At 70.8% G+C, this 23,088-nt stretch carries 17 protein-coding genes; 6 read left to right on the forward strand and 11 right to left on the reverse strand.

The genetic code is table 11. The annotated features are described in order from the left end of the window. Nucleotides 1-39: 39 nt before the first annotated feature. Entirely contained in the window at nucleotides 40-1,176 is a 1,137-nt protein-coding gene (locus ABZS51_RS12155; RefSeq protein WP_355439038.1) for a low temperature requirement protein A, read from the reverse strand. Nucleotides 1,177-1,498: 322 nt separating this feature from the next. Here ABZS51_RS12155 and ABZS51_RS12160 point away from each other — a divergent pair, with 322 nt between their 5' ends. Next, complete coding sequence (locus ABZS51_RS12160) at nucleotides 1,499-1,885, forward strand: hypothetical protein (protein ID WP_355439041.1); 387 nt, start codon at nucleotides 1,499-1,501, stop codon at nucleotides 1,883-1,885. Between the two features lie 173 nt (nucleotides 1,886-2,058). On the opposite strand, the gene ABZS51_RS12165 is transcribed toward ABZS51_RS12160, so the two are convergent. Genes ABZS51_RS12165 through ABZS51_RS12175 form a run of 3 tightly spaced genes read right to left on the reverse strand, consistent with a single transcriptional unit; the run spans nucleotide 2,059 to nucleotide 5,228 of the window. Further along, nucleotides 2,059-3,111 carry an Lrp/AsnC family transcriptional regulator gene (locus tag ABZS51_RS12165; RefSeq protein WP_355439044.1) on the reverse strand — a complete coding sequence of 351 codons (1,053 nt, stop codon included), beginning with the start codon at nucleotides 3,109-3,111 and terminating at the stop codon, nucleotides 2,059-2,061. Nucleotides 3,112-3,116: 5 nt separating this feature from the next. Next, nucleotides 3,117-4,346 carry a carboxylesterase family protein gene (locus ABZS51_RS12170; RefSeq protein WP_355439047.1) on the reverse strand — a complete coding sequence of 410 codons (1,230 nt, stop codon included), beginning with the start codon at nucleotides 4,344-4,346 and terminating at the stop codon, nucleotides 3,117-3,119. 3 nt (nucleotides 4,347-4,349) lie between these two features. Further along, nucleotides 4,350-5,228, reverse strand: a complete 879-nt coding sequence (locus ABZS51_RS12175) for a VOC family protein (RefSeq protein ID WP_355439050.1) — start codon at nucleotides 5,226-5,228, stop codon at nucleotides 4,350-4,352. A gap of 249 nt (nucleotides 5,229-5,477) precedes the next feature. On the opposite strand from ABZS51_RS12175, the gene ABZS51_RS12180 reads away from it, so the two are divergent. Further along, on the forward strand, nucleotides 5,478-6,248 hold the full coding sequence (locus tag ABZS51_RS12180; protein ID WP_355439053.1) for an SDR family oxidoreductase: 771 nt from the start codon (nucleotides 5,478-5,480) through the stop codon (nucleotides 6,246-6,248). Between the two features lie 83 nt (nucleotides 6,249-6,331). Here the strand turns inward: ABZS51_RS12180 and nhaA are convergent, their stop codons facing one another. The 7 genes from nhaA to ABZS51_RS12215 form a co-directional block, all read right to left on the reverse strand. Beyond that, complete coding sequence (gene nhaA / locus ABZS51_RS12185) at nucleotides 6,332-7,573, reverse strand: Na+/H+ antiporter NhaA (RefSeq protein WP_355439145.1); 1,242 nt, start codon at nucleotides 7,571-7,573, stop codon at nucleotides 6,332-6,334. Between the two features lie 135 nt (nucleotides 7,574-7,708). Continuing rightward, the gene (locus ABZS51_RS12190; RefSeq protein WP_355439056.1) at nucleotides 7,709-8,377 is read right to left on the reverse strand and encodes a response regulator; all 669 of its coding nucleotides are present in this window, start codon (nucleotides 8,375-8,377) and stop codon (nucleotides 7,709-7,711) included. Beyond that, nucleotides 8,374-10,920 (reverse strand): sensor histidine kinase KdpD, encoded by a 2,547-nt coding sequence (locus ABZS51_RS12195; RefSeq protein WP_355439059.1) that lies wholly within the window; start codon nucleotides 10,918-10,920, stop codon nucleotides 8,374-8,376. The genes ABZS51_RS12190 and ABZS51_RS12195 overlap by 4 nt, the downstream gene beginning before the upstream one ends. Before the next feature lie 6 nt (nucleotides 10,921-10,926). Continuing rightward, on the reverse strand, nucleotides 10,927-11,781 hold the full coding sequence (locus ABZS51_RS12200) for a potassium-transporting ATPase subunit C (RefSeq protein WP_355439062.1): 855 nt from the start codon (nucleotides 11,779-11,781) through the stop codon (nucleotides 10,927-10,929). Beyond that, nucleotides 11,778-13,895, reverse strand: a complete 2,118-nt coding sequence (gene kdpB / locus ABZS51_RS12205; protein ID WP_355439065.1) for a potassium-transporting ATPase subunit KdpB — start codon at nucleotides 13,893-13,895, stop codon at nucleotides 11,778-11,780. Before kdpB ends, ABZS51_RS12200 begins: the two co-directional genes overlap by 4 nt. Then, entirely contained in the window at nucleotides 13,892-15,556 is a 1,665-nt protein-coding gene (gene kdpA, locus ABZS51_RS12210; RefSeq protein WP_355439068.1) for a potassium-transporting ATPase subunit KdpA, read from the reverse strand. The genes kdpB and kdpA overlap by 4 nt, the downstream gene beginning before the upstream one ends. Continuing rightward, nucleotides 15,556-15,645: a K(+)-transporting ATPase subunit F gene (locus ABZS51_RS12215; protein WP_310711357.1), complete on the reverse strand. Its 90-nt coding sequence runs from the start codon at nucleotides 15,643-15,645 to the stop codon at nucleotides 15,556-15,558. Before ABZS51_RS12215 ends, kdpA begins: the two co-directional genes overlap by 1 nt. 445 nt (nucleotides 15,646-16,090) lie before the next feature. On the opposite strand from ABZS51_RS12215, the gene ABZS51_RS12220 reads away from it, so the two are divergent. The 4 genes from ABZS51_RS12220 (at nucleotide 16,091) to ABZS51_RS12235 (ending at nucleotide 23,046) form a co-directional block, all read left to right on the forward strand. Further along, nucleotides 16,091-16,297 (forward strand): cold-shock protein, encoded by a 207-nt coding sequence (locus tag ABZS51_RS12220; RefSeq protein ID WP_310711358.1) that lies wholly within the window; start codon nucleotides 16,091-16,093, stop codon nucleotides 16,295-16,297. Between the two features lie 231 nt (nucleotides 16,298-16,528). After that, nucleotides 16,529-16,912 carry a YbaB/EbfC family nucleoid-associated protein gene (locus ABZS51_RS12225; protein ID WP_355439073.1) on the forward strand — a complete coding sequence of 128 codons (384 nt, stop codon included), beginning with the start codon at nucleotides 16,529-16,531 and terminating at the stop codon, nucleotides 16,910-16,912. Then, complete coding sequence (locus ABZS51_RS12230; protein ID WP_355439076.1) at nucleotides 16,909-17,208, forward strand: hypothetical protein; 300 nt, start codon at nucleotides 16,909-16,911, stop codon at nucleotides 17,206-17,208. Before ABZS51_RS12225 ends, ABZS51_RS12230 begins: the two co-directional genes overlap by 4 nt. Nucleotides 17,209-17,214: 6 nt before the next feature. Continuing rightward, the gene (locus ABZS51_RS12235; RefSeq protein WP_355439078.1) at nucleotides 17,215-23,046 is read left to right on the forward strand and encodes a hypothetical protein; all 5,832 of its coding nucleotides are present in this window, start codon (nucleotides 17,215-17,217) and stop codon (nucleotides 23,044-23,046) included. Nucleotides 23,047-23,088: the final 42 nt, after the last annotated feature.

Here is a 23,088-nt window from a genome sequence, read left to right on the forward strand (position 1 = left end):
CGCCGGGGAGTCAGGAGCCGGCCGGCGGCGGGCCGGGGTTCAGGAGGCGAGGCCGGCCGTGGCGCGGGACCGGCCGCGGACGATGTCGGTCGCGGCGACCGCGGCGAGGACCAGCGCGGCGACGACCGCCAGCACCAGCGGCGGCACGAGACCGGGCGCGAGCGCCACGAGCAGCCCGGCCGCCGCCAGGACGCCGATCCCGGCGACGCGGTTGGCCGGCACCCGCCCGAACACGGCCTTCTGGAACAGCGCGTGCCCCGCCAGGAACAGCGCCGGACCGCCCAGCACCGTCAGGGCCGTGCCGGCGGAGATCCCGTCGAGCGGGTGCGCGATCACCAGCTCGTCGCCCACGGCCGCCACGATGATCCCGGCGACCATGGGGATGTGGATGTAGGTGTACGCGGACCTGCCGAGCCGCCCGGTGTCGCTGGACCGGGCGGTGGCCTCGGCCGCCTTCTCGGCGGTCTGGTGGAAGTACACCCACCACGTCGCCACGCTGGCCAGGAACGCGACGGTGAACGCGGCGACCGTGGCGGCGTCCAGGTGCGGATGCTCGGCCAGCGTCACCCCGGTCACCAGCACCGACTCGCCCAGCGCGATGATGACGAAGAGCTGACAGCGCTCGGCCATGTGGGCGCCGTCGATCGTCCAGTCGGCAGGCGTCACGGCGCCGAGGATCGGCATGCGATAGCCGAGCCACGGCGCCGCGTACTCCACGAGCAGGGCGGCCGTCCACAGAACCGCCTGGGCCGTCCCGCCGAGCGCGGCGCCCGCGATCCAGAGCACCGCGCTGACCGCGTGGTAGGCCAGGACCAGCCGGAACGTCCGCCCGATCGGGAACGCGCGGGCCGCCACCGTCACCACGATCGTCCGCCCCACCTGGAGCGCCACGTACGCGCCGGCGAACCACCAGGCCCGCGGGCCGAACGCCTGCGGCAGCGCCGCCGCCATGACCAGCCCGGCCAGCATGGCCCCGGTCAGTGTCAGCCGCAGGACCGGGTGGTCGGGGTCGCAGTAGTTCGTGGTCCAGGTGGTGTACATCCAGGCCCACCACACGGCCAGCGTCAGCAGCAGCGTCTGCGCCGCCCCGGCCGCGTCGAGGTGGTTGAGGAGCAGGTGGGACAGCTGGGTGATGGCGAACACGTACACAAGATCGAAGAACAGCTCGACCGGCATGACCCGGGCTGCCTCGCCGCGGGGGCGAAGGATCGGCGCTGGCACTGGTTTCCTCCACAAACGCGCAGGCGAATTCGTTATGTCGCCAATGACAGCTCATCGTAGGGGTCGGGAGATCGTCCACGCGTCGCCGTCCCAGGTCGTCGTCCCGGTGTACGGCCGGCTACTCCCGGCGGCGTAACCGGGACGGTCCCGCTGCCCCCCTCGGGGTAGGCACGGAAGCCTCCGCTGGCCGGACGCGCGGCGACCGGCCGAGCGGGACGATGGCGGTCGTCACGGGCGGCACGCCGCCCACACTCCCGCACTCCCCGGAGGAGACCCCGTGTTCCTACGTGTCGCGATGCTGCTGCAGACCCTCGCGCTCCTCGTCCAGGCGGTCACGGCCGGCCTGCTGCTGTCCTCACCCGGTGGGCGCGAGCTGCACGGCGCGTCCGCGGTCGGGGTCGTCGTCACGGTGCTGCTGCACCTGGTGGCGGCCATCATGACGCGACGGCTCGCCGTCATCATGCCGGCGGTGGGGATGCTGGTGTTGACGCTCGTGCAGGCGGCGCTCGGCATGGCGCACGCCAAGGTCCTGCACGTGCCGATCGGCGTGCTGATGTTCGGCGGCAGCATGCTCCAGCTCGGCCGCGTCTGGACCGGCCGCCTCGACCGCGCCCCGGCCGGCACCACGAACGACTCCACAGGGGGTGTCAGGGCCGCGACGTGAAGCCCTTCCTGGCCGAGCGGCTGCCGAGCTGGTTGTCCAGGATGCCGGCGGGGTCTGCGGACTTTCGCGACGTGAGCGCTTTCGTGGTGTCCAGCTGAGGGATGCGGGACCATGGCGAGCGACATGGTGGAAGCGCCCGCGGCACGAGCTCGTCCGAGCACGTGTGGCGGCCGTCAAGAAGGGCGCGGGCTGCGAACGAGGCTCGCTCTCCTAGGGCGTGTCTGCAAGATCAACCCATGGCCGGTTCTGGCCGCTGTTCTGGCTGTGCCTGCTCGTTTGCTGTCTCGGATGACCGGGGCGCTTTCGATGTGCCGCACTCCTGGCAGGCTGCCGATGCCGCCCTCGAGGTAGTCGTAGAGCGCGCCGGCGTCGCGGCAGGCGACGAACATCAGCAGGTTGGTCGGGCCGGTGGTGGCGGCGGCGAAGGCGACCTCGGGATGCGTGGCCACCGCCTGGGCCGTGCGGCGCAGGGCGGAGGGTTCGACGGTCAGCCAGAGGATCGCGACCATCTCGAAGCCCAGGAGCAGGGGGTCGATGTCCACGTCGAAGAACAGCACGCCGGAGTCGCGCAGGTGGTCCAGCCTGCGCTTGGCCGTCGCCGGAGACCAGCCGGTGGCCCGGGCCAGCTCCGGGTATCCAGCGCGGCCGTCCCGAGCCAGGACCGCCAGCAGGTGATCATCGCCTTCGTCCAGGACGACCCGCTCCCGCTGAGTCCCTGGTGCGTGCTGCGGGGCCAGCGCGGCGATCTGCTCGCACGTGAGCGAGTCGGCTCTGCCGTGCCAGCCGGTGGGGCCGCCGGCGAAGACCCGCAGCAGGCAGTGCGCCGTCACTCCGACCACCCGCGGTGTGCGGGGCAACTGGCCCAGCAGCAGCGCATCGCGCTCGCGGAAGCTGCGTGCCCGCACCACGCAGACGATCTGGGTGCCGCCGGAGGTGAGGCTGACCCAGGAGGTGTCCGCTCGGCGGGCCAGCGCTTCGGCGATGGGCACAGCCGCGTCGGGCACGACCTGGATCCGGACGAACCACTCCGCCCAGCCCAGCCGTAGCGCCTGGACCTGACCGATGACCTGCAGCAGCCCTGCGGAGCGAAGCCTTTGGTAGCGGCGTGTCACTGTCTGGTCGGACACCCCCAGCACCGACGCGATACGGCCGAAGGGCGCGCGGCCGTCCACGTGCAGGGCGTGGACGATGGCGCGATCGAGCTTGTCCAGGACCGGGGCGGTCACCGTGGTCAGGCCAGCGTGATGTGCTCGACGTGAGGGAAGGCGGGCCAGCCGGGCGAGCCGTCGCGGACGAAGGCCGTCCAGGCGCCCTGCACGTACGCCACGAGTCGCTCAAGCTGCGCAGGTTCGGCGCCGGCCAGCATCGGGGAGGCATGCCAGGCGGGCAGATTGCCGAAGACGAACGGCAGTTCGATGCAGTGACAGGCGCCGAACGGGCTGCCCGGCGGTGACCAGTCGAACTGGTAGAGGTGGGCCGAGCGGGCTCGGCCGGCCAGGCGCAGGTTGCCGTCACGGAACAGTCGCGCGGTGAGTTCGGCCTCAGCTTGGGGGAAGAAGGCCCGGGCCTCGTCCCGGGTGGTGCCCATCAGCATGGGCACCTCCTCCCGGGGGCCGGTGGTCAGGTCGGCCGGCACGCCGTCGGCGGCGACCAGCTGGAAGGGCGGCGTCACCCTGCCGGACTGCGCGATGCGGCGGGCGACCTGCTCCTGGGCGCCGAGCAGGTCGGCGAGTGGTACGGTGCGCAGCCGTTCGGCGTCGCCGGGGCGCAGTTCGAGGATGTCCAGGAACGTTTGGCCGATCTCGGCGGCCTCGCCGATGCCGTACGGCTGTACGCCGGCCGGTGTGCTCTGCAGAATGACTTGCCCGAACAGGTCACGGCCGGGCAGCGCCAGCGCGGACATCGCTCCGGCGGACTGGCCGGCCAGGGTGATGCGAGCCGGGTCACCGCCGAAGGCCGAGATGTTCTCCCTCACCCAGCGCAGGGCGGCGATCTGGTCGAGCAGGCCGAGGTTGGCCGGGGGGAACTGCGGCGTCAGATACAGGTAGCCCAAGGCGCCCAGCCGGTAGTTGACGGTGACGACCACCATCCGGCCACGTTCGGCCAGCAGCGCGCCGTCGTACCAGGATTGGGCACCGGAACCGGTCAGGAAGCCGCCACCGTGCAGCCACACCAGGACCGGCAACCCGCTGCCGCCCGGTGTCCACACATTGAGTGACAGGCAGTCCTCACCCTGGCGGAGATCGCTGCCAGGGCCGAGGGCACGCTCGAGCCGCGACGTGCGCGGCTGCGGGGCTGCCAGACCCGGTTGGACGGCATCCAGCACGCCGTTCCACCGCGTCGGCTGCGGCGCGGCGAACCGCTCGGCGCGAGCGTAGGGGATGCCGAGGAAGGTGGTGACCGCGCCGTTCGCGGGGACGCCACGCAGCGCCCCGGCGGGTGCGTGGATCAGGCCGGTCACCGGTCACACCTCCAGGAAGGCCAGTGCGGCGCCACGAGCCTGGGCGGCGCCGACGAAGAACCCGCCAGGTATGTCGCCCGTGGTGAACCCGTTGCCCTCCACCAGATCGCGGGCCGCCTGCACGTCACGTACGGACACGGCTTGCCCGGCCATGTACGGCAGTGCGGGCACCGGCTCGCCGGGCATCATCGCGCGGAAGGCGGACACCGCGACGACCTCCACCCTGCCCAGCGGCAGTGGCAGCACGTGCACCGGTCCCTCGATCGTCGGTTCGGTGGCCAGGATGAGGGCGTAGCGGGCGACGGTGGGCTCCAGGTCGGCGTCGTCGACCACGAGCAGCACGCTGTACAGGCCGGTGGCGCCGTTGGCGTGCTCCAGGTAGCGCGGCTGGTGGATCAGTTCAGGGGTCAGGTGGTACGCGGCGTGGATCAGCCCTTCGGGTGTGAGCGCCCGGTCGAGGTGGACCGCCTGGAAGCGGGCGCTCTCCACACCGTCGAGGGTGTCCACGTCCCGCTGCAGCGGCAGCACTCCGGAGGAGGACAGGCCGGCCGTGCGCAGGCGCTTTTCGGCGGTTTCGATGTCGGTGCAGCCGAAGGAGTAGCCGTGCAGGCCCTCGTACTGGGCGATGAGCGGGCGGATGTTCCAGGGGTCGACCGAGCCGTCCCCGTACAGGCCGAGCAGTTCCAGGTAGGTGCGGCCGAACAGGGCGCACCGGTTGCCGGCACCCATCGGCCTGCGCTCGCCGCCGGGGCGGTCGGAGCCCATGTGCATGGACAGCGGGCTGAGCGTGAAGCCCAGCGCCTCGTAGGCCGCCGCGGTGGCGTCCATGTCGGTGGTGTAGAGGACGGAGTGGTCGATCCGGTCGATGTCACGAGTGATCATGGGTGACAGGCTGCCGCCCGGCAGACGCCGGTTCCAGCCAACGGGGTGGGATCGACGTCTTTCGACATTCAAGGCCCCCATCCTGATGGAATCCCACGCGCGATCGAGGCGCAGTCGCCGCCGTTCTGGTCCGGGACATTGTGCGCACGTGCTCGAACTTGTCAGCGGGTTGTCACTGTGGTGTCAGCGCGCTTGGCCAGATTTCACGACGTAGAGCACGGGACAGGCGTAACGGAAGGGCAGGAAGCAATGACTCTCAGGGGTAAGACGGCGCTGGTGACCGGGGCCTCGCGGGGCATCGGCCGGGCCATCGCGCAGCGGCTGGCAGCCGACGGCGCGCTGGTGGTCGTGCATTACGGGTCCAATGAGGCGGCCGCCCAGGAGACCGTCTCCTTGATTGAGAACACTGGCGGAAACGCCTTCGCCGTCCGGGCGGAGCTGGGCGTTCCCGCCGACGTGGACACACTGTTCGCCGGGCTGGAAGCCGGGCTGCGCGAACGGACCGGGCGGGTGCGGCTGGACATCGTGGTCAACAACGCCGCCACCGGCGCCCCGGGGTCGATCGAGTCGATCAGCCCCGCGGAGTTCGACCGGCTGTTCGCCGTCAACACCAAGGCACCGTTGTTCATCGCCCAGCGAGCGCTTCCCCTGATGAACGACGGCGGCCGCATCGTCAACGTGTCCTCGGCGGCGACCCGGATCGCGCTGCCGGAACTGGCGTACGCGATGAGCAAGGCCGCCGTGAATGTCTTCGGCCGCACCCTGGCCAACGCGGTGGGGGCCCGCGGCATCACCGTGAACACCGTCACCCCGGGCCCCACCGAGACCGACGCCAACCCGTGGATGCGCGGGAACCCCCAGGCCCAGAAGATGGTCGCGAGCAGCAACGCGATCCCCCGGGTCGGCCGGCCCGAGGACATCGCCGACGTGGTGGGCTTCCTGGCCTCTGACGCGGGCCGCTGGGTCACCGGGCAGGTCATCGACGCCTCCGGCGGCTGCTTCCTCGGCCCGCACATGTAAGTGACCGACTGCAAGCTCCCGGCCGGGTTCGAAGACAGACGCTGAAGTTCACCGCCACTCCTGCCGCGCCGCAGCAGCCGCGCCTAGGACGGGCCGGAAGGCGCCTGCTCCCGCTCGATGCGGCGGTAGACGTTGTCGCGCAGGCGCAGCACCACCGCCGCCAGGAGCGCCGCCGTCAGCGAGCCGGCGAGCACGGCGATCTTGACGTGGGCGTCGCCCTGGCTGCCTGCGCCGAAGGCCAGCTCGCCGATGAGCAGCGACACGGTGAACCCGATGCCGGCCAGCAGCGCCAGCCCCAGCACGTCCACCCAGGCCAGGCTCTCGTCCAGCTCGGCGTGCGTGAACCGGGACACCAGCCAGGTGGCGGCCATGACGCCCAGCGGCTTGCCGACGATCAGTCCGGCGGCGACGCCGAGGGCGACCGGGTCGGCCATCGTCCGGACCAGCCCGTCCGGCCCGCCGATCGCCACCCCCGCCGACAGGAACGCGAACACCGGCACGGCCACCCCCGCCGACAACGGCCTGAACCGGTGCTCGAAGTGCTCCGCCGGGGCGGTCGCCCCGGCCCGGCGGCCGGAGGAAGAGGTGGGAACGGTGAAGGCGAGCAGCACTCCGGCCACCGTGGCGTGAACGCCGGAGGCGTGCACCAGGGCCCAGGTGAGCGCCGCCAGCGGCAGCAGCAGCCACCAGGCGCGCACGTCCCGCCGTACGAGGAGGGCGAAGACGGCCAGCGGCACGGCGGCGCCGAGCAGCGGGAGCGGCGCGAGCCGTTCGGTGTAGAAGACCGCGATGATCACGATGGCGAGCAGGTCGTCCACCACGGCCAGGGTGAGCAGGAACGTGCGCAGCGCGGCCGGCAGGTGCCGGCCGATCACCGCGAGCACCGCCAGCGCGAAGGCGATGTCGGTGGCGGTCGGGATCGCCCATCCCCGCGCGGCGTCGGCGGCGCCGGCGACGGAGGTCGTGACCAGGTACGCCACGGCGGGGACGAGCACGCCGCCCATGGCGGCGGCGACGGGGACCGCCGCGCGCCGCGGGTCGCGCAGGTCACCGGCCGTGAACTCGCGCTTGAGCTCCAGGCCGGCCACGAAGAAGAAGATCGCCAGCAGGCCGTCGGCCGCCCAGGCGGCCAGGCTGAGGTCCAGGTGAAGGGCGGCGGGCCCGATCCGGAACGACCGCAGCGCCTCGTAGGCTCCACCCCACGGTGAGTTGGCCCACACCAGGCCGAGCAGGGCGCCGGCGAGCAGGAGCGCGCCGCCGATGGTCTCGGTGCGCAGGACGTCGGCGATGCGGCGGGACTCGGCCCGTGAGCCGCGGCCGAACAGGCGCAGGACACGGGAGGACGACGGCGGCCTGCGGGTCAAGGAGAACTCCTGGGAAGGGTCGGCTGTAGAACAAGCCGACCAGACTTCCCGGCACACCAGCGGCAATCTTACCCAGAGAGGCAGCAAACATGCGGATCAGGGCTTGAAGCGGTAGCCCATGCCCGGCTCGGTCAGCAGGTGGACGGGGCGGGCCGGGTCGCGTTCGAGCTTCTTGCGCAGCTGGGCCATGTACTGGCGCAGGTAGTGCGTCTCCTTGACGTGGGCGCCACCCCACACCTCGGCCAGCATCTGGCGCTGGCTGATCAGCCGGTCGGGGTTGCGCACCAGCAGCTCCACCATGCGCCACTCGGTCGGCGTCAGCCGCACCCCGCCGGAGACCCGCTTGGCCACCAGGTCCACGACGTGGTCGCCGACAGCGACCGAGGTGGCCTCCGGCTCGTGGCCGCCGGCCCGGCGGGTGGCGGCGCGGATGCGGGCGAGCAGCTCGTCCACGGCGAAGGGCTTGGTGACGTAGTCGTCGGCCCCCGCGTCCAGGGCCTCCACCTTGTCGGCGCTGCCCGCCCGTCCCGACAGCACGAGGATCGGCAGCGAGGTCCACCCGCGCAGGCCGTGGATGACGTCCACGCCGTCGAGATCCGGCAGGCCCAGGTCGAGGATCACCAGGTCGGGGCGCCAGTCGGCGGCCTGGCGCAGCGCCGAGGCGCCGTCGGCGGCGACGGCGACCTCGTAGTGGCGGGCGGCGAGGTTGATCCGCAGCGCCCGGAGGATCTGCGGCTCGTCGTCCACGATGAGGATACGGGTCATGGCACCTTCGTAGGGGGCGGGGGCAGGCACGCGGGCAGGGTGAGGACCATGGTCAGGCCGCCGCCGGGCGTCTCGTCGGGGACCAGCGTGCCGCCCATGGCCTCGGCCAGGCCACGGGACAGGGCCAGGCCCAGGCCGGGACCGGTGTGGTTGTCGCGGTCGCCGAGCCGCTGGAACGGCAGGAACATGCGGTCGTGCGCGTCGCGCGGCACGCCGGGGCCGCGGTCGACGACGCGGATCTGCACCTGCTCGCCGTGGCTGCTGGCGGTGACGAGGACCTTCTCCGCGGGCGGGCTGTAGCGGACGGCGTTGGAGACGAGGTTGACGAGGATCCGCTCCAGCAGCGCCGGGTCGGTGAGGACCTCGGGCAGCTCGAAGGAGATGGTGTCCTCGACGCGGCGGGCGAGCGGCCCGAGCTCGTCGACGGCCAGCGGCACGACCTCGTCCAGCGCCACCGGCTGGAGGGACAGCCCGAGCGCGCCGGCCTGCAGGCGGCTCATGTCGAGCAGGTTCGCGACGAGCCGGTCCAGCGTGGTCAGCGACTCGTCGGCGGTGGCCAGCAGCTCCGCGCGGTCCTCGGGCGACCAGTCGATCTCGGTGCCGCGCAGGCTCTCGACGGCCGCCTTGGCCGAGGCGAGGGGGGTGCGCAGGTCGTGGCTGACGGCGGCGAGCAGCGCGGTGCGCATCCGGTCGGCCTCGGCCAGCGGCTCGGCGCGGGCGGCCTGCTCGCGCAGCCGTTCCTGGCGCAGCGCGACGGCGGCCTCGGCGGCGAACGCCTCCAGCACCCGGCGGTCGGCCGCGTCGAGCAGCCGGCCGCGGGCGGCCAGGACGAGGCTGTCGTCCACGGCCACGTCGGTGTCGGCGACGCCCGGGCAGGTGGCGGGCCGGCCGCCGGAGGTGGCGACGATGTGCCACGCCTCCGGCTGTGCCTGGTCGTCGGGGGTGGGCTCGCCGGCTCGTTCGAGGAGCGTGACGGAGGACAGTCCGAACGTCTCGCGCAGCCGTCCCAGCAGCGAGGGCAGCGCGGAGTCGCCGCGCAGCACGTGACCGGCCAGCGTGGACAGCAGCTCGGCGTCGGCGCCGGCGCGGGCCGCCTCCCGCGTGCGGCGGGCGGCCACGTCCACGATCGCGCTGACCGCGGCGGCGACCACGACGAACACCATCAGCGCCAGCAGCGCCTCAGGATCGGAGACGAGCAGGGTCCGGTAGGGGTTGGTGAAGAAGTAGTTGAGCAGCAGGAACCCGCCGACGGCCGCGCCCATCGCCGGCCACAGCCCGCCGACGAGCGCCACCGCGATCACCCACATCTGGAACAGCAGGATCTGGCTCGGCAGCCCCAGCGTGTCGCGCAGACCGTGCAGGACGGCCGTGAGGACGGGCAGGCCGAGGGCGGTCATCGCCCAGCCGAGCAGCCGGCGCCGCCGCGTCAGCGCCGCCCCGCTCCGGGACGGGCGGCGGCCCTTGCTGGCCCGCTCGTGGGTGATCATGTGGACGTCGATGGGGCCCGACAGGGCCGTGGTCGTCACCCCCACCCCCGGCGACAGGAGCTGGGCGAAGCGGCCACGCCGGGAGGCCCCCAGCACGAGCTGGGTGGCGTTGACGCCCCGGGCGAAGTCCAGCAGGGCGCGGGGCACGTCGTCGCCGACGACCTGGTGGTAGGTGCCGCCCATGCTCTCCACCAGCGTCCGCTGCCGGGCCAGGTGCGCGGGGTCGGCGCCGGTCAGCCCGTCGCCGGTGGTCACGTGCAGGGCCAGCAGGTCGGCTCCCTTGGTACGGCCGGCGATGCGGGCGGCGCGCCGTACCAGGGTGTCGCCCTCCGGACCGCCGGTCAGGGCGACCACGACCCGCTCGCGCGCCTCCCACGTGCCCTCGATGCCGTGGTCGGCGCGGTAGCGGTCGAGCTGCTCGTCCACCTTCCCGGCGACCCACAGCAGCGCCAGCTCCCGCAGCGCGGTGAGGTTGCCGACGCGGAAGTAGTTCGACAGCGCCGCGTCCACCTTCTCGGGCGCGTAGACGTTGCCGTGGGCCATCCGGCGGCGCAGCGCCTCGGGTGACATGTCCACCAGCTCGACCTGGTCGGCCCTGCGCACCACCTCGTCCGGTACGGTCTCGCGCTGCGGCACGCCGGTGATGTCGCGGACGACGTCGTTGAGCGACTCCAGGTGCTGGATGTTGACCGTGGAGACCACGTCGATGCCGGCGTCCAGCAGCTCGTCCACGTCCTGCCACCGCTTGGCGTTGCGGGAGCCGGGCACGTTGGTGTGGGCCAGCTCGTCCACCAGCGCGACGCGGGGGCGGCGGGCGACGACCGCGTCGACGTCCAGCTCGGTGAACTCCGCGCCGCGGTGGACCAGGGTCCGGCGGGGGACGACCTCCATGCCGTCCAGCAGCTCGGCGGTGCGGGCGCGGCCGTGCGTCTCGACGTACCCGACGACGACGTCCCGGCCGCGCGCCATCGCGCGGCGGCCCTCGCAGAGCATCGCGTACGTCTTGCCGACGCCGGGAGCCGCGCCCAGGTAGACCCGCAGCCGTCCCCGTGGCACCGCTCCTCACCCCCTCGGCCGGTCGAGCGCCAGGTTGAGCTCCAGCACGTTCACGACCGGCTCGCCCATGAAGCCCAGGCTACGACCGGTGGTGTGCCGCCTGATCAGCTCCTCCACCCGCTGGAGCGGCAGGCCGCGCTCCTTGGCCACGCGCGGCGCCTGCACCTCGGCGTACGCCACCGAGATGTGCGGGTCGAGCCCGGAGCCGGAGGCCGTCACCGCGTCGGCGGGCACCTCGGCGCGGGGGACGCTCCCGCGGACCGGGACGGTGCGGCCGGCCGCGTAGTCCTCGCCCGGCCTGGCGCACTCGACCTTGACCCCCCGGTACGAGGCGAGGAACGGCGTGGCCGGACAGACCTGGTTGACGCTGACGGCGCGGTGCGGGACGCCGACGGCCGGGAACACCTTCAGCACGGCCCCCACGCCGTCGGGCGTGCAGTACGGCCGCGCCCCGGAGACGCCCTCCAGCTCACCGGCCGCCCTGGAGCGGGCGCACACCTGCGTGAGCAGCGACGTCCTGCCCTTCTCGCCGGGCGCGGGCAGGACGTCCACGACGTCCTCCGGTCCGAGGTTGCTCGCGCCGGTCGCGAGCGGGTCGTAGCCGTCGCCCGCGGCGGACGGGCGGCTCTGGAAGTACGTCCTGACCGGGTGGCCGGCGGCGTCGGTGAAGGACTGGCCGACCAGGGCGCTGCCCACGGTCCGGCCGTCGCGCTGCACGAGGGAGCCGTCCGCCCGGCCCGGCATGAGCCGGGCCAGTCCGGTGACCGCGAGCGGATAGACGACGCCGGTCACCAGCGTCAGGACGAGCAGCGCGCGCAGCGCCGCGAGGAGGCGGCGGAGCGGGCCTGGCAGGCGGTTCATGACATCCCCGGTAGGAGCTGGACGAGCAGGTCGATGATTTTGATGCCGGCGAACGGCACCACGATGCCGCCCAGGCCGTACACGGCCAGGTTGCGGCTGAGCAGCCGGGACGCGCCGGCCGGCCGGTAGCGCACGCCGCGCAGCGCGAGCGGGATGAGCGCCACGATGACGAGCGCGTTGAAGATCACCGCGGACAGCACCGCCGACTGCGGGCTGGCCAGCCGCATGACGTTGAGCAGGTCCAGGCCCGGGTAGACGGCGGCGAACATCGCGGGCACGATCGCGAAGTACTTGGCTATGTCGTTGGCGATGGAGAACGTGGTCAGCGCGCCCCGGGTGATGAGCAGCTGCTTGCCGATCTCCACGATCTCGATGAGCTTGGTCGGGTCGGAGTCGAGGTCGACCATGTTGCCGGCCTCCTTGGCGGCGGAGGTGCCGGTGTTCATGGCCACTCCGACGTCCGACTGGGCGAGGGCTGGGGCGTCGTTGGTGCCGTCGCCGGTCATGGCGACCAGCCGCCCGCCCGCCTGCTCCTTCCTGATGAGGGCCAGCTTGTCCTCGGGCGTGGCCTCGGCGAGGAAGTCGTCCACCCCGGCCTCCTCGGCGATGGCCCTGGCGGTCAGCGGGTTGTCGCCTGTGATCATGACGGTGCGGATGCCCATGCGGCGCATCTCGTCGAACCGATCGCGCATGCCGTGCTTGACCACGTCCTTGAGGTGGACGACGCCGAGCACCCGGCCCTGCTCCGCGACGACCAGCGGGGTGCCGCCGCTCGCGGAGATGCCGTCCACGAGGTGGCCGATCTGGTCGGTGGGGTGGCCGCCGTGGTCGCGCACCCACTTCATGACCGCGGTGGCCGCGCCCTTGCGGATCTGGTGCCCGTCCAGGTCCACGCCCGACATGCGGGTCTGGGCGGTGAACGGCACCCAGTGGGCGCGGGCCAGCTCGCCGGGGGCCCGCTCGCGCAGGCCGTACGCCTGCTTGGCGAACACGACGATCGAACGGCCCTCGGGGGTCTCGTCGGCGAGGCTGGACAGCTGAGCGGCGCGCGCCAGCTCCAGCTCCGTCACCCCGGGCACCGGGACGAACTCCGCCGCCTGCCGGTTGCCGAGCGTGATCGTGCCGGTCTTGTCCAGCAGCAGCGTGGAGACGTCGCCGGCCGCCTCGACCGCCCGGCCGCTCATGGCGAGCACGTTGCGCTGGACGAGCCGGTCCATGCCGGCGATGCCGATGGCCGACAGCAGCGCCCCGATGGTGGTCGGGATGAGGCAGACCACCAGCGACACCAGCACGATCCCGGTGACGCCGTCGCCGTCGAGCGCGATCGAGTCGGGGACGCCGGGGTTGACGGCCTTGGCGTAGATGGCCAGCGGCTGCATGGAGACCGTGACCACCAGGAAGATGATCGTCAGCGCGGCCAGCAGGATGTTCAGCGCGATCTCGTTGGGCGTCTTCTGCCGGTTGGCGCCCTCCACCAGGGCGATCATCCGGTCCACGAAGCTCTCGCCCGGCCTCTGGGTGATCTTGACGATGATGCGGTCGGACAGGACCTTGGTGCCGCCGGTGACCGCCGACCGGTCGCCGCCCGACTCGCGGATCACGGGCGCGGACTCGCCGGTGATGGCTGACTCGTCCACGCTGGCGATGCCCTCGACCACGTCGCCGTCGCCGGGGACGACCTCCCCGGCCTCGACCACGACCAGGTCGCCCTGCCGCAGCTCGGGCGCGGCGACGCTCTCCCACTCGGCCGCGTCCGGGCTCGCCACGCGGCGGGCCACGGTGTCGCGCTTGGCGGCGCGGAGCGTGGCGGCCTGGGCCTTGCCGCGCCCCTCCGCGACGGCCTCGGCCAGGTTGGCGAACACGACGGTCAGCCACAGCCACACGACCACGGCCCAGGCGAACGACGACGGCGTGAGCACGGCGAGCACCGTGGTGAAGGCGGCGCCGACCTCCACGATGAACATGACCGGGTTGCGCCACATGGTGGCGGGGTTGAGCTTGCGCAGCGCGTCCGGCAGCGACCTGAGCAGCTGGCGCGGGTCGAACAGGCCGCCGCCCTTGGCGGGCTGACGGCCGGCCAGGGCGCGTCCGGCGCCGGCGGGGTTCGCGGTCATCGCTGGATCCCTTCCGCCAGCGGCCCCAGTGCCAGCGCGGGCAGGAAGGTGAGGGCGACGAGGACGACCGTGACGCCGACGAGCATGCCGGCGAACTGCGGCCGGTGCGTGGGCAGCGTCCCGGCCGAGACGGGGACCGGCGCCTGCCCGGCCAGCGAGCCGGCCAGCGCCAGCACCAGCACGATCGGCAGGAAGCGGCCCAGGGCCATGCAGAGGCCGAGCGTCGTGTTGTGGAAGACCGTGTCGACGCTCACGCCGGCGAACGCGGAGCCGTTGTTGTTGGAGGCGGAGGTGTAGGCGTACAGGATCTCCGAGAAGCCGTGCGGGCCGGTGTTGAGCATCGCCGACCTGCCTACCGGAGTGGCCATGGCCACGGCCGTGCCGGTCAGGACCAGCACCGGGGTCACCAGGAAGTACAGCGAGGCGAGCTTGATCTCCCGGGCGCCGATGCGCTTGCCCAGGTACTCGGGGGTGCGGCCGACCATGAGCCCGGCCACGAAGACGGTGACCACCGCGAGCACCAGGATGCCGTACAGGCCGGCCCCGACGCCGCCGGGCGCCACCTCCCCGAGCAGCATGTTGAAGATCAGCATGCCGCCGCCGAGCGCGGTGTAGGAGTCGTGGAAGGAGTTCACCGAGCCGGTGCTGGTCAGCGTGGTGGCGGAGGCGAACAGGGCCGAGTCCGGGACGCCGAAGCGGGCCTCCCTGCCCTCCATGGCGGCGCCGATCGCCTGCGGCACCGTGCCGCCGGCGCTCTGCTCCGCCCAGGTGGTCACGGCCACGCTGACGGCGAACAAGGTCGCCATCACCGCCGCGATCGCGTAGCCCTGCCTGTTGTCGCCCACCATGCGGCCGAACGTGCGCGGCAGGCAGGAGGCGATGAGCAGCAGCAGGAGGATCTGGATCCAGTTCGTCCAGGCCGTCGGGTTCTCGAACGGGTGGGCCGAGTTGGCGTTGAAGACGCCGCCGCCGTTGGTGCCCAGGTCCTTGATCGCCTCCTGCGACGCCGCGGCGGCCGGGGTGAACGTCTGCTGCCCGCCCGTCAGCGTGGCCCAGGAGACATGGTCGCCGAAGGTCTGGATCGCGCCGCCGGCCACCAGTGCCAGCGCGGCCACGAAGGCGATGGGCAGCAGGATCCTGACGGTGCCGCGGACCAGGTCCACCCAGAAGTTGCCCAGGCTGTCGCTGCTGTTCCTGGCGAAGCCGCGCACCAGCGCGATCGCGACCGCCAGGCCGACGGCCGCCGAGACGAAGTTCTGCACGGCCAGACCGGCCGTCTGCACGACGTGGCCCATCGTGGACTCGCCCGGGTACGCCTGCCAGTTCGTGTTCGTCACGAAGCTGACAGCGGTGTTCCAGGCGAGGTCGGGGGCCACGGGCTTCATGCCGAGGCTCAGCGGCAGGTGGTTCTGGAGGCGTTGCAGGCCGTACAGGAACAGGATCGAGACGACCGAGAACGCGAGCACGCTGCGCGCGTAGACGGCCCAGCGCTGCTCGCCGTCCGGCTTGACACCTGCCAGCCGGTAGAACGCCAGCTCGGCCCGCGAGTGCCTGGTGCTGGTGTAGACCCGGTACATGTAGTCGCCGAGCGGCCGGTAGCAGATCGCCAGGGCGAGCAGGATCGAGGCGATGAACACGATCCCGGCCAGGGACGAGGGCATCAGAAGCGCTCCGGGAACAGCAGGGCCACGACCATGAGCACCACCAGGACGGCGGCGAGCGCCAGCCCCGCGGCGTTGACGGCGTTCACAGCCGCTCCACCGCCTTGACGGCCAGGCCCAGGACCACGAAGACCGCGATCACCAGGGCCAGGTAGACGACGTCCGCCATCCCAGCTCCTCATTTCCGGATATATCCGGCCGTCCCACTGAACGGCCCCATGACGAGCTAAGCGCGACATTTGGCGGGTTCTGCGAATCTTGACGGATTTCATACGCCAGCTGCGCGAATGTTGACGAGATCCCTACGCGACCCGCTGCCCTGACTCGCGGCGTGACGACAGCCGGGGTCGTGGCCCGTGGATGTGCTAGGCTGAACTCAGTTGCAGTTGAGGTACCCATACGAACGTGTGCGCCTGACGGTATGTAACCTTCAGGCGTATTTTTGTTTGCCGGTCATCTCCGGATGGGCTCATTACGGCGACGCGGCGTCCGCACACGGCGGACACCGGCCCTGCCAACCAGAAGGAGATCGACATGGCTAACGGAACCGTGAAGTGGTTCAACGCGGAAAAGGGCTTCGGCTTCATCGAGCAGGACGGCGGCGGCGCCGACGTCTTCGCCCACTACTCCAACATCGTCTCCCAGGGCGGCTACCGCGAGCTGCGTGAGGGCCAGCGCGTGGCCTTCGACATCACCCAGGGACAGAAGGGCCCGCAGGCCGAGAACATCGTTCCCGCCTGACCCAGGGCACACCCGAGCCGGGGCTCGCACCTTCACCGGTGCGGGTCCCGGCTTGTTTGTGTGTCCGGCCGGGTCCGGTGGGCTGCGTTCCCCGCCACACCAGCGGGTCAGGGTGCCGGTCGCTGTACGTGATCTCCCCTGCGCCGCAGGCAAACCTTACAGCTCGTTTGAAGCTTCGCGAAGAGGCACCGTAAGATGCCAACCGGCATTAGACGGACGAAAGGTTCCTCTGTGACGGATGCGTTCGAAGGCGAGATCGGAAGGCTCGCTGGTGAGATCAATCAGCAGTTGGCGCGTATTCGCGAGGCATACGAAGAACTCTCCGCCACGGAGCACACGGCATGTTCCACGGACGGGATGGTCAGCGTGACTGTCGGCCGCCACGGTCAGTTACGCGGCATCGAGCTGAACCCCCGGGCATATCGCACCCTGTCTCCCTCGCAGCTGGCCGACGCGATCATGCGGCAGGCCGACAAGGCCACCGCCGCGGTCTCGGAGCGGAGCAAGCAGCTCTTGAAGCCCCTCATGCCGGAGGGCATGCCGTACCAGGAGGTCTTCGGAGAGCGGGACATGCTCGACGCGTTCTTCCCCAGCCCCGTGAAGCCGGCCCCGTGAGCGGCTACTTCGTGCGGTTCGAGGCGCTGCGCCGACGGGCCAAGGCCTACGACCAGCTCGCGCACGACGCGGAGGAGGTGCGTGCCGACCTCCGCGCCGCCTTCGACCGGGACAGGAACACGCTCGGCCACGACATGTACGGCGCCGAACTGGCCAAGAAGCTGCCCGCGATCGAAAGCGGCATCTTCGACGCCCTGAAGACGCACATCGACGAGCTTCAGGGTGTCGCCTCAGGGCTGAACGTCAACGCCCGCACCTACGAGGGGACGGAGCCACCCTCCGTCGAGCGCAGCTGATCTTCCGTGGGCTTCGACGGGTTCCTCGTACCCGACTTCGCCAAGCCGTACATCGGCTGGGTGGTCGGCATGGACTGGCCGGAAGGGGACGAGGCCGGCTGCTTCCGGTTGGCCGACGCGTGCGTGAGCGCCGCGTACCGGCTCGTCGAGGGCACGGACGCCGAGCAACCGGGAAGCGCAGCCAAAATCGGCGCCGACTGGGACGGGGAGGCCCACCTCGCCTTCGCCGCCCACGTCAACACGGTGGTCGGCGGTCAGGTCGCCACGGTGGTCAAACGACTCGTGGAGGCCGCTGTCGCGCTCAACGGCGTGGGAGTGCAGATCCAGTACGCCAAATACATGATCGAGATCACCGTCTGGCTGCTGATCGCGCAACTGGCGTATCTGCTGGGCGCGGCCCTGGCCAGTGGCGGGGCGAGTCTGGCGCTCATCCCACCACGTCTACAGATTGCCCGGATGACGGTCGCGCAGATCGCCAGGCAGTGCCTGCGCAACATGGCGCTGTTCGCCGGGATCATGGCCGGCATGGACATGGGCGTCCAGATCCTGCAGATGGTGAAGGGCCGCAGAGACGAATTCGACGTTCCCCAGCTCGTGATCTCGGCGCTGACCGGTGGTGCCATGGGCGCGCTCATGGGGCTGCTCTCCGGCGGGCTGAACCGGCTGGCCTCGCAGGCCCTGCGGGCCGGCCTGACCAGGGCCGAGATGTCCACGGCCGAGAAGCTGCTGGCCGCGGCCAGCTCGTCCCTGTACGGGCAGGCCGCGCAGTATGCCGTGACCGGCGGGATCACGACCGCGGGGACCTTGTTGGCCCAGGGGAACTTCAGCTGGGACGTGCTGGCGAAGGGCATCACGTCCAGTGCGCTTGGGGCGGACGGTCAGCACCTGGCCGGGTCCCTGCCCCATGGTGCCGACGCCTCGCCCTCGCCTCACCCGACCTCTCCGTCCGAACATCCTCCGTCCGAACATCCTCCGTCCGGCTCGGACGCCGGCCTCAAGCGCATACCCGGGCCCAACGCTGAAACGATCCTGGCGGCGGTGCAACACAACCAGGAGGCCATCAGGTCGACTGCTTGGAAGAAGGAGGGCCCCGACGCGCTGTTCTCACAGGCCGAATCTCCCGCGCCTCGTCTGGCTTCCAACACGGAGATGCCGCAGCCTGTCGCGTACCCCTCTGCGGGGTTGCGGCCTGATGGTTCGCCGACCTGGAAGCGGCTTGAGGCGTCGGCCGGGATGGACAAGCCCGAGCTCCATCCACCTCGTACCGTCGAGATCGGCGCCTTGGGCGAAACGGCCGTACACGACGTCAAGGTCCCGCGAGACTCGAGGGCGACGGCTCAGGCTGTGTCCGACGGCGTCCAAGGTGTCACCCCGCGGGAACGAGCTGCGATTCGCCACTGGCTGACGCAGGTGCTTTCCGACGGCAACCGCGAAACATGGACCGACCGCCTCCAAAGGGGCGTGGCGCTCGGCGTCGGTGGCGATGTCGTCTACCTCAAGCTGAGGCCGAGTGAGTTCAGGCACGTGGAGCACCCGAGCCTGGCGCCCGAGAAGCCGGTCGCCTTCGGCGGGGATGGTGTGGAAGGCAAGTCCTCGCGGGCCTCCTCCCTGGATCGGAGCGCGGGTCTGATGAGAGGGCTGTACCACTCGCCGGACGAGGCCGAGGCGAGCGCCCTGCCTCGTGCGGGCATCAGCAGTACGTTCCGCACGACCCACACGAATGGCATCGAGGTCATCAGCGGTCACAAGGCCGTTTCCCCGGTGCACGACTACTTCGCCGCGGGCATCTCCCTCGACATCTACCGCAATGGTGAAATGGTCACAGACACCGCGGCAGTCCCCGAACTGTCAGTGACCCTCCCTTTCCCTCGGCAGTTCACCCGGGAAGGGCCGCTTCTGCCCGCCGACCACCCACCGCCGCTTCCCCGCCACGAGGTTCCGATCGGAGCTGAGCACAAGTTCCGTGATCACGGAATCTCCGTCACCGGGATGGACGTCACGCCCCTTGTGCTGGAGGTGCAGCGTCGGGCGCTGTCGTCGGGTGTGCCCGCGGGTGAGGTGGTCAAGATCATTGAGCACCTCACGTCCACGGTGCTCAGCGAACAGGGAATGAAGAACCGTAGCCAGTCGATGCTGTCGAGCGGGGCCGCCTCCGAGGCGGTCCGGTACAAGAGCTCCCCGCTGCGATCAGCGGAGGACTCTGTCCAGATCACCAGCCGGATCACGCGGATCGAGCCTGTCGACGGAAGCGGGCGGCCACCGATCGAGACGATGTTCCGGGACGACATGGGACGGCGCGAGAGCGAGGGGACGATACATCGGCAGGGCGCGAGCCTCAACGTTCATGCGGGTGGCAAGATAGGTGTGCCCCTGGGGAGCGGGTCGGAGGTCGTCGCCCGGGCCATCGGCGGGTTCGGCTTCGGAACGGACCATGTGGCGGGCACCAACAGGGCACACGGCAACCACACCGTCTTGACCCAGGTCCGTGACGTCACCATGTACGACGCCCACATGGTGCTGCGGGTCGAGACCGAGAAGATGGGCACGTTCGAGGTCGGGGTGAAGGCCGAGCTGCTCATACCGGCTCGCGACGCGCCCCGGATGGAGCAGGACATCTTCGGGCACGATCTCCGGCCGCCCGGCGAATTCAACGCAATCCAGCGGAAACTCGCCGATCTCCACCGGGAGGTGGACGACGTACGTAGGGAGCTCGTGCGGAGCGAACCGGATGGTGAAGATCCGGCCAGGGGCGAGCATCCGGACGGTGGCTACGACCCGCACGTGCTGGAGCCTGAGACGCTCGCGGCCGGGCGGGGGACAGGACTGGGCAGCGGCGTCCGTGTCCACTCCGAGACGCTCCTCTCCACGGAGATCCGCCGGGCTGTCGACGAGGCACTGCCCGACCTCCCGCAAGGGATCAGGCGGCAGATCATGCGGGACATCGAAAGCCGCTTCGGGGGCGTGGCCCTGGAAGCCGACCTGACGCATGCTCTACACGGGATCAGGTACGAGAAGACGATCGGCGGCTACACCGTCGAGATCTTGGCCGAGGGCTCTCTCGGCCGGCGGCACGAGGTCGGCTCGACCGAAATGACGGTGAACGAGCGCAGGATCACGTCGCAGACCAACACCAGCCAGCGGGAGACCTCCGTCGCAGGCCGTGGGGAGGTGCGTGGTGTCGCGCGCGCCGAGGTGAACGACGGGTTGAAGGTCGACCCGGTGAACCTGGCTCTCACCGGGAGCGGCACGAAGGCGGAGAGTGTCGGCTTCTCCGCCGGTAACACGAGGTACGACCGCACGGAGACCAGTGGCGGCTTCACCATCACACGGGATCTCTCCTTCGACGTCAGGATGAGGACCTCGCGAAACGGCACAGAGGTGACGAACGCGTCGTGGGAGGTGCACGGCAGCAAGGCGGAGTTCCTCGTACCGTATGCCCACCTGCCGGAGGCGCCGGTGCTCGCGCAGGACGTCGCGCAGCTGGGACGTATCGAGTCGTCGACCGAGCCGCCCCGTGATGCATGGAGTCCTCGTGACGATGAGCTGTCCGCCATCGTCCGTCTGGGTGCCATGCCCGACCTGCCTCGGGCGGTGGCGGAGGCATATTCCAGGTGGGCGGGACTGCCGGCGCCTGCGGAGCGTCTGGACGTACCGCCGGTGTTCGAAACCGCCACTGACGTGATCAGGCTGGAAACCATGATCACATCTCACCCTGACGGCCTGCACTACACCGTCTCCGATCGAGGGGGATCGCGGCACGATGTGCACGTGAAGGCGCACGTGGCCGGGTTGGAGCACGTCAAGTCGGAGAACGGAGTAGAGCTCGAAAGCTACTCGAACAGTAATTCGAGGATGACGAACAGCGAGCGCAGCAGGCAGTCCCTGGGCGGGCACGCCCGTACCGGTCTGCGCGTCACCCTCGGCAGCGATGGGGAGTCGGCGGGTCACACGCGAGGAGACGAGGAGCCCGGCGGAACCAAGCGAAAGGTCGTGGCGCGAGCGGGTGTGCATGGCACCTCGAAGCGGATGGCGCAGGAAAGCTCCTATCTGGGCGGCAGCGACGTAGCCCGGGTTACTTACGCAGATGGGAGCACCTCGCACTGGTACCGCGCGGACCTGGTTCTGGAGGTGACACCGACCAGAACCAGCGGGGAAACGGTCGAACGGGGCCCGACCACGTACGTCCGGGTGCAGGAGATCATGGACCTCGTCCTTCCGGACGAGGTGGCACGCCGTCACGGACTGGACGGCCCGGAGGCGGTGGAGCCCGCCCAGCAGGCGGGGGACACGGCCCGCGCCTACGCCGCGCCCGAGGCGGCGATGAACACCGCCTCCGTTCAGCATCTCGACGCGCATGCCGTACTCCCGAAGATCGTCGAGATGCTCCGCGACGATGGCCTTCTCTTCCCGGAGCAGGAGTTCACGAACCACCCAGTGGCGGAGCACCTGCGAGGCCACTACGGCCAGGACGCGCTCGGTACGAAATTGGGGGAGCTTCGCGGAAACGGAGTGTCATCCTGGCTGTTCGTCACAGATGAACACGGCCGAGTCACCGAACGCGTGGGTATCCGGGTCACCGCCGAGCTCGGTGACGGAGTACACGTCGGTGAGCGTCCTGACACCGGCCTGATGCTCCGCAGCGAGCGCCTCGGTGGCGACTTGAGGGTGCGCGAAGTGGGCTCGGACCACGGCGCGGAGGTGCTCGCGCGCTACCTGCAGTCTTCGGACGGCGATCTCAGGGGAGGCGAAGCGGGGTACGCGAACCATCGCGACTCCCACACCGCGGACGCGCAGGGAACAGGTGTGAAAGAGATCAACCGTTACCAGACACGCGAAGCCCCGCAGGAGTTCAGGCATCCGGTCGCCTACGAGATCACGCTTGAGCGCGTCCCGGTCCGCCCTGTCCTGGAACCCATGCAGAGCGCGGCCCGCAGGATGGTGCTCAAGGTGGGCGAGGTGACCGGACACGACGGAGCCGGGAGGCTCTTCGACAGGCATGTCGGGGTCGTCTCGACGTCCAGAGCGGTCGCGAACGGCGGGCTCGGCGTGTTGGTGCCGGGACACCTCACCACGGAGGTGCCGCAGGGCACCCCGGTCGCGGCGCCTACGCCGGTCGTCGCCGCGGACCCGCGATGGGCGGAGACGGCAGGGCCCAACACCATGTCCACCACCCTGAGGGAGGGTGTCCCCAAGGGAGACGTCAGCCAGGTCGCGTTCCCGGCCGCCACACTGGTGGAGCAATGGGCGCCGATGGCCGCGGTACCGCCGAAGCTCCGGGCGGAGGTGCCCTCGCTGGCCGACCGGCCCAACGGATTCGAGCTCTCCAGCCCGGCCGGCATGTCCCTTGCCGAGGTCACCAAGGAAAGGACCATGCGCGCCCATCTGCAGCAGTTGCTCGCGCATGACTACGAGATTCCCGGGATCGGCAAGGTGGGGATCGACGTCAACGGGGCCCACGAGATCACCAGCGCGCTGGTCAAGCAACGCGTCTACGCGCAGACCATGACCACAAGCGGGCACGGCCAGGAGCGTGGCCGGGGCCAGGCGGTCCGAGGAGGCGCGTCCGCCGGATCGACCGATGGGAATCTGGGCTTCGGCGGCATCGGTGGCAGCACCAAGACGGCGGACGAAGCCGGATCGCGGAACGCCGACATCATCGAACGCAACTTCCTGGAGAAGCAGCACGAGAACACGTATCTCGAATTGGACATCTCCATCGTGCTCCATGGCAAGGGCACGCCTCTGGTGGTGGACGTTCCCGGCGGCCTCTACCTGAGGCTCACCCCTGAAGGGCTCGCCGAGTTCGACGCCGCGCATCCTGGGATGATCACGCGCTGAACCTCACCCGCGCCCACCTGACCGCCCTGCTCGACGTGCTGG

It is taken from the genome of Nonomuraea sp. NPDC005501 (genome assembly GCF_040605905.1).
Classification (GTDB): Bacteria; Actinomycetota; Actinomycetes; order Streptosporangiales; family Streptosporangiaceae; genus Nonomuraea.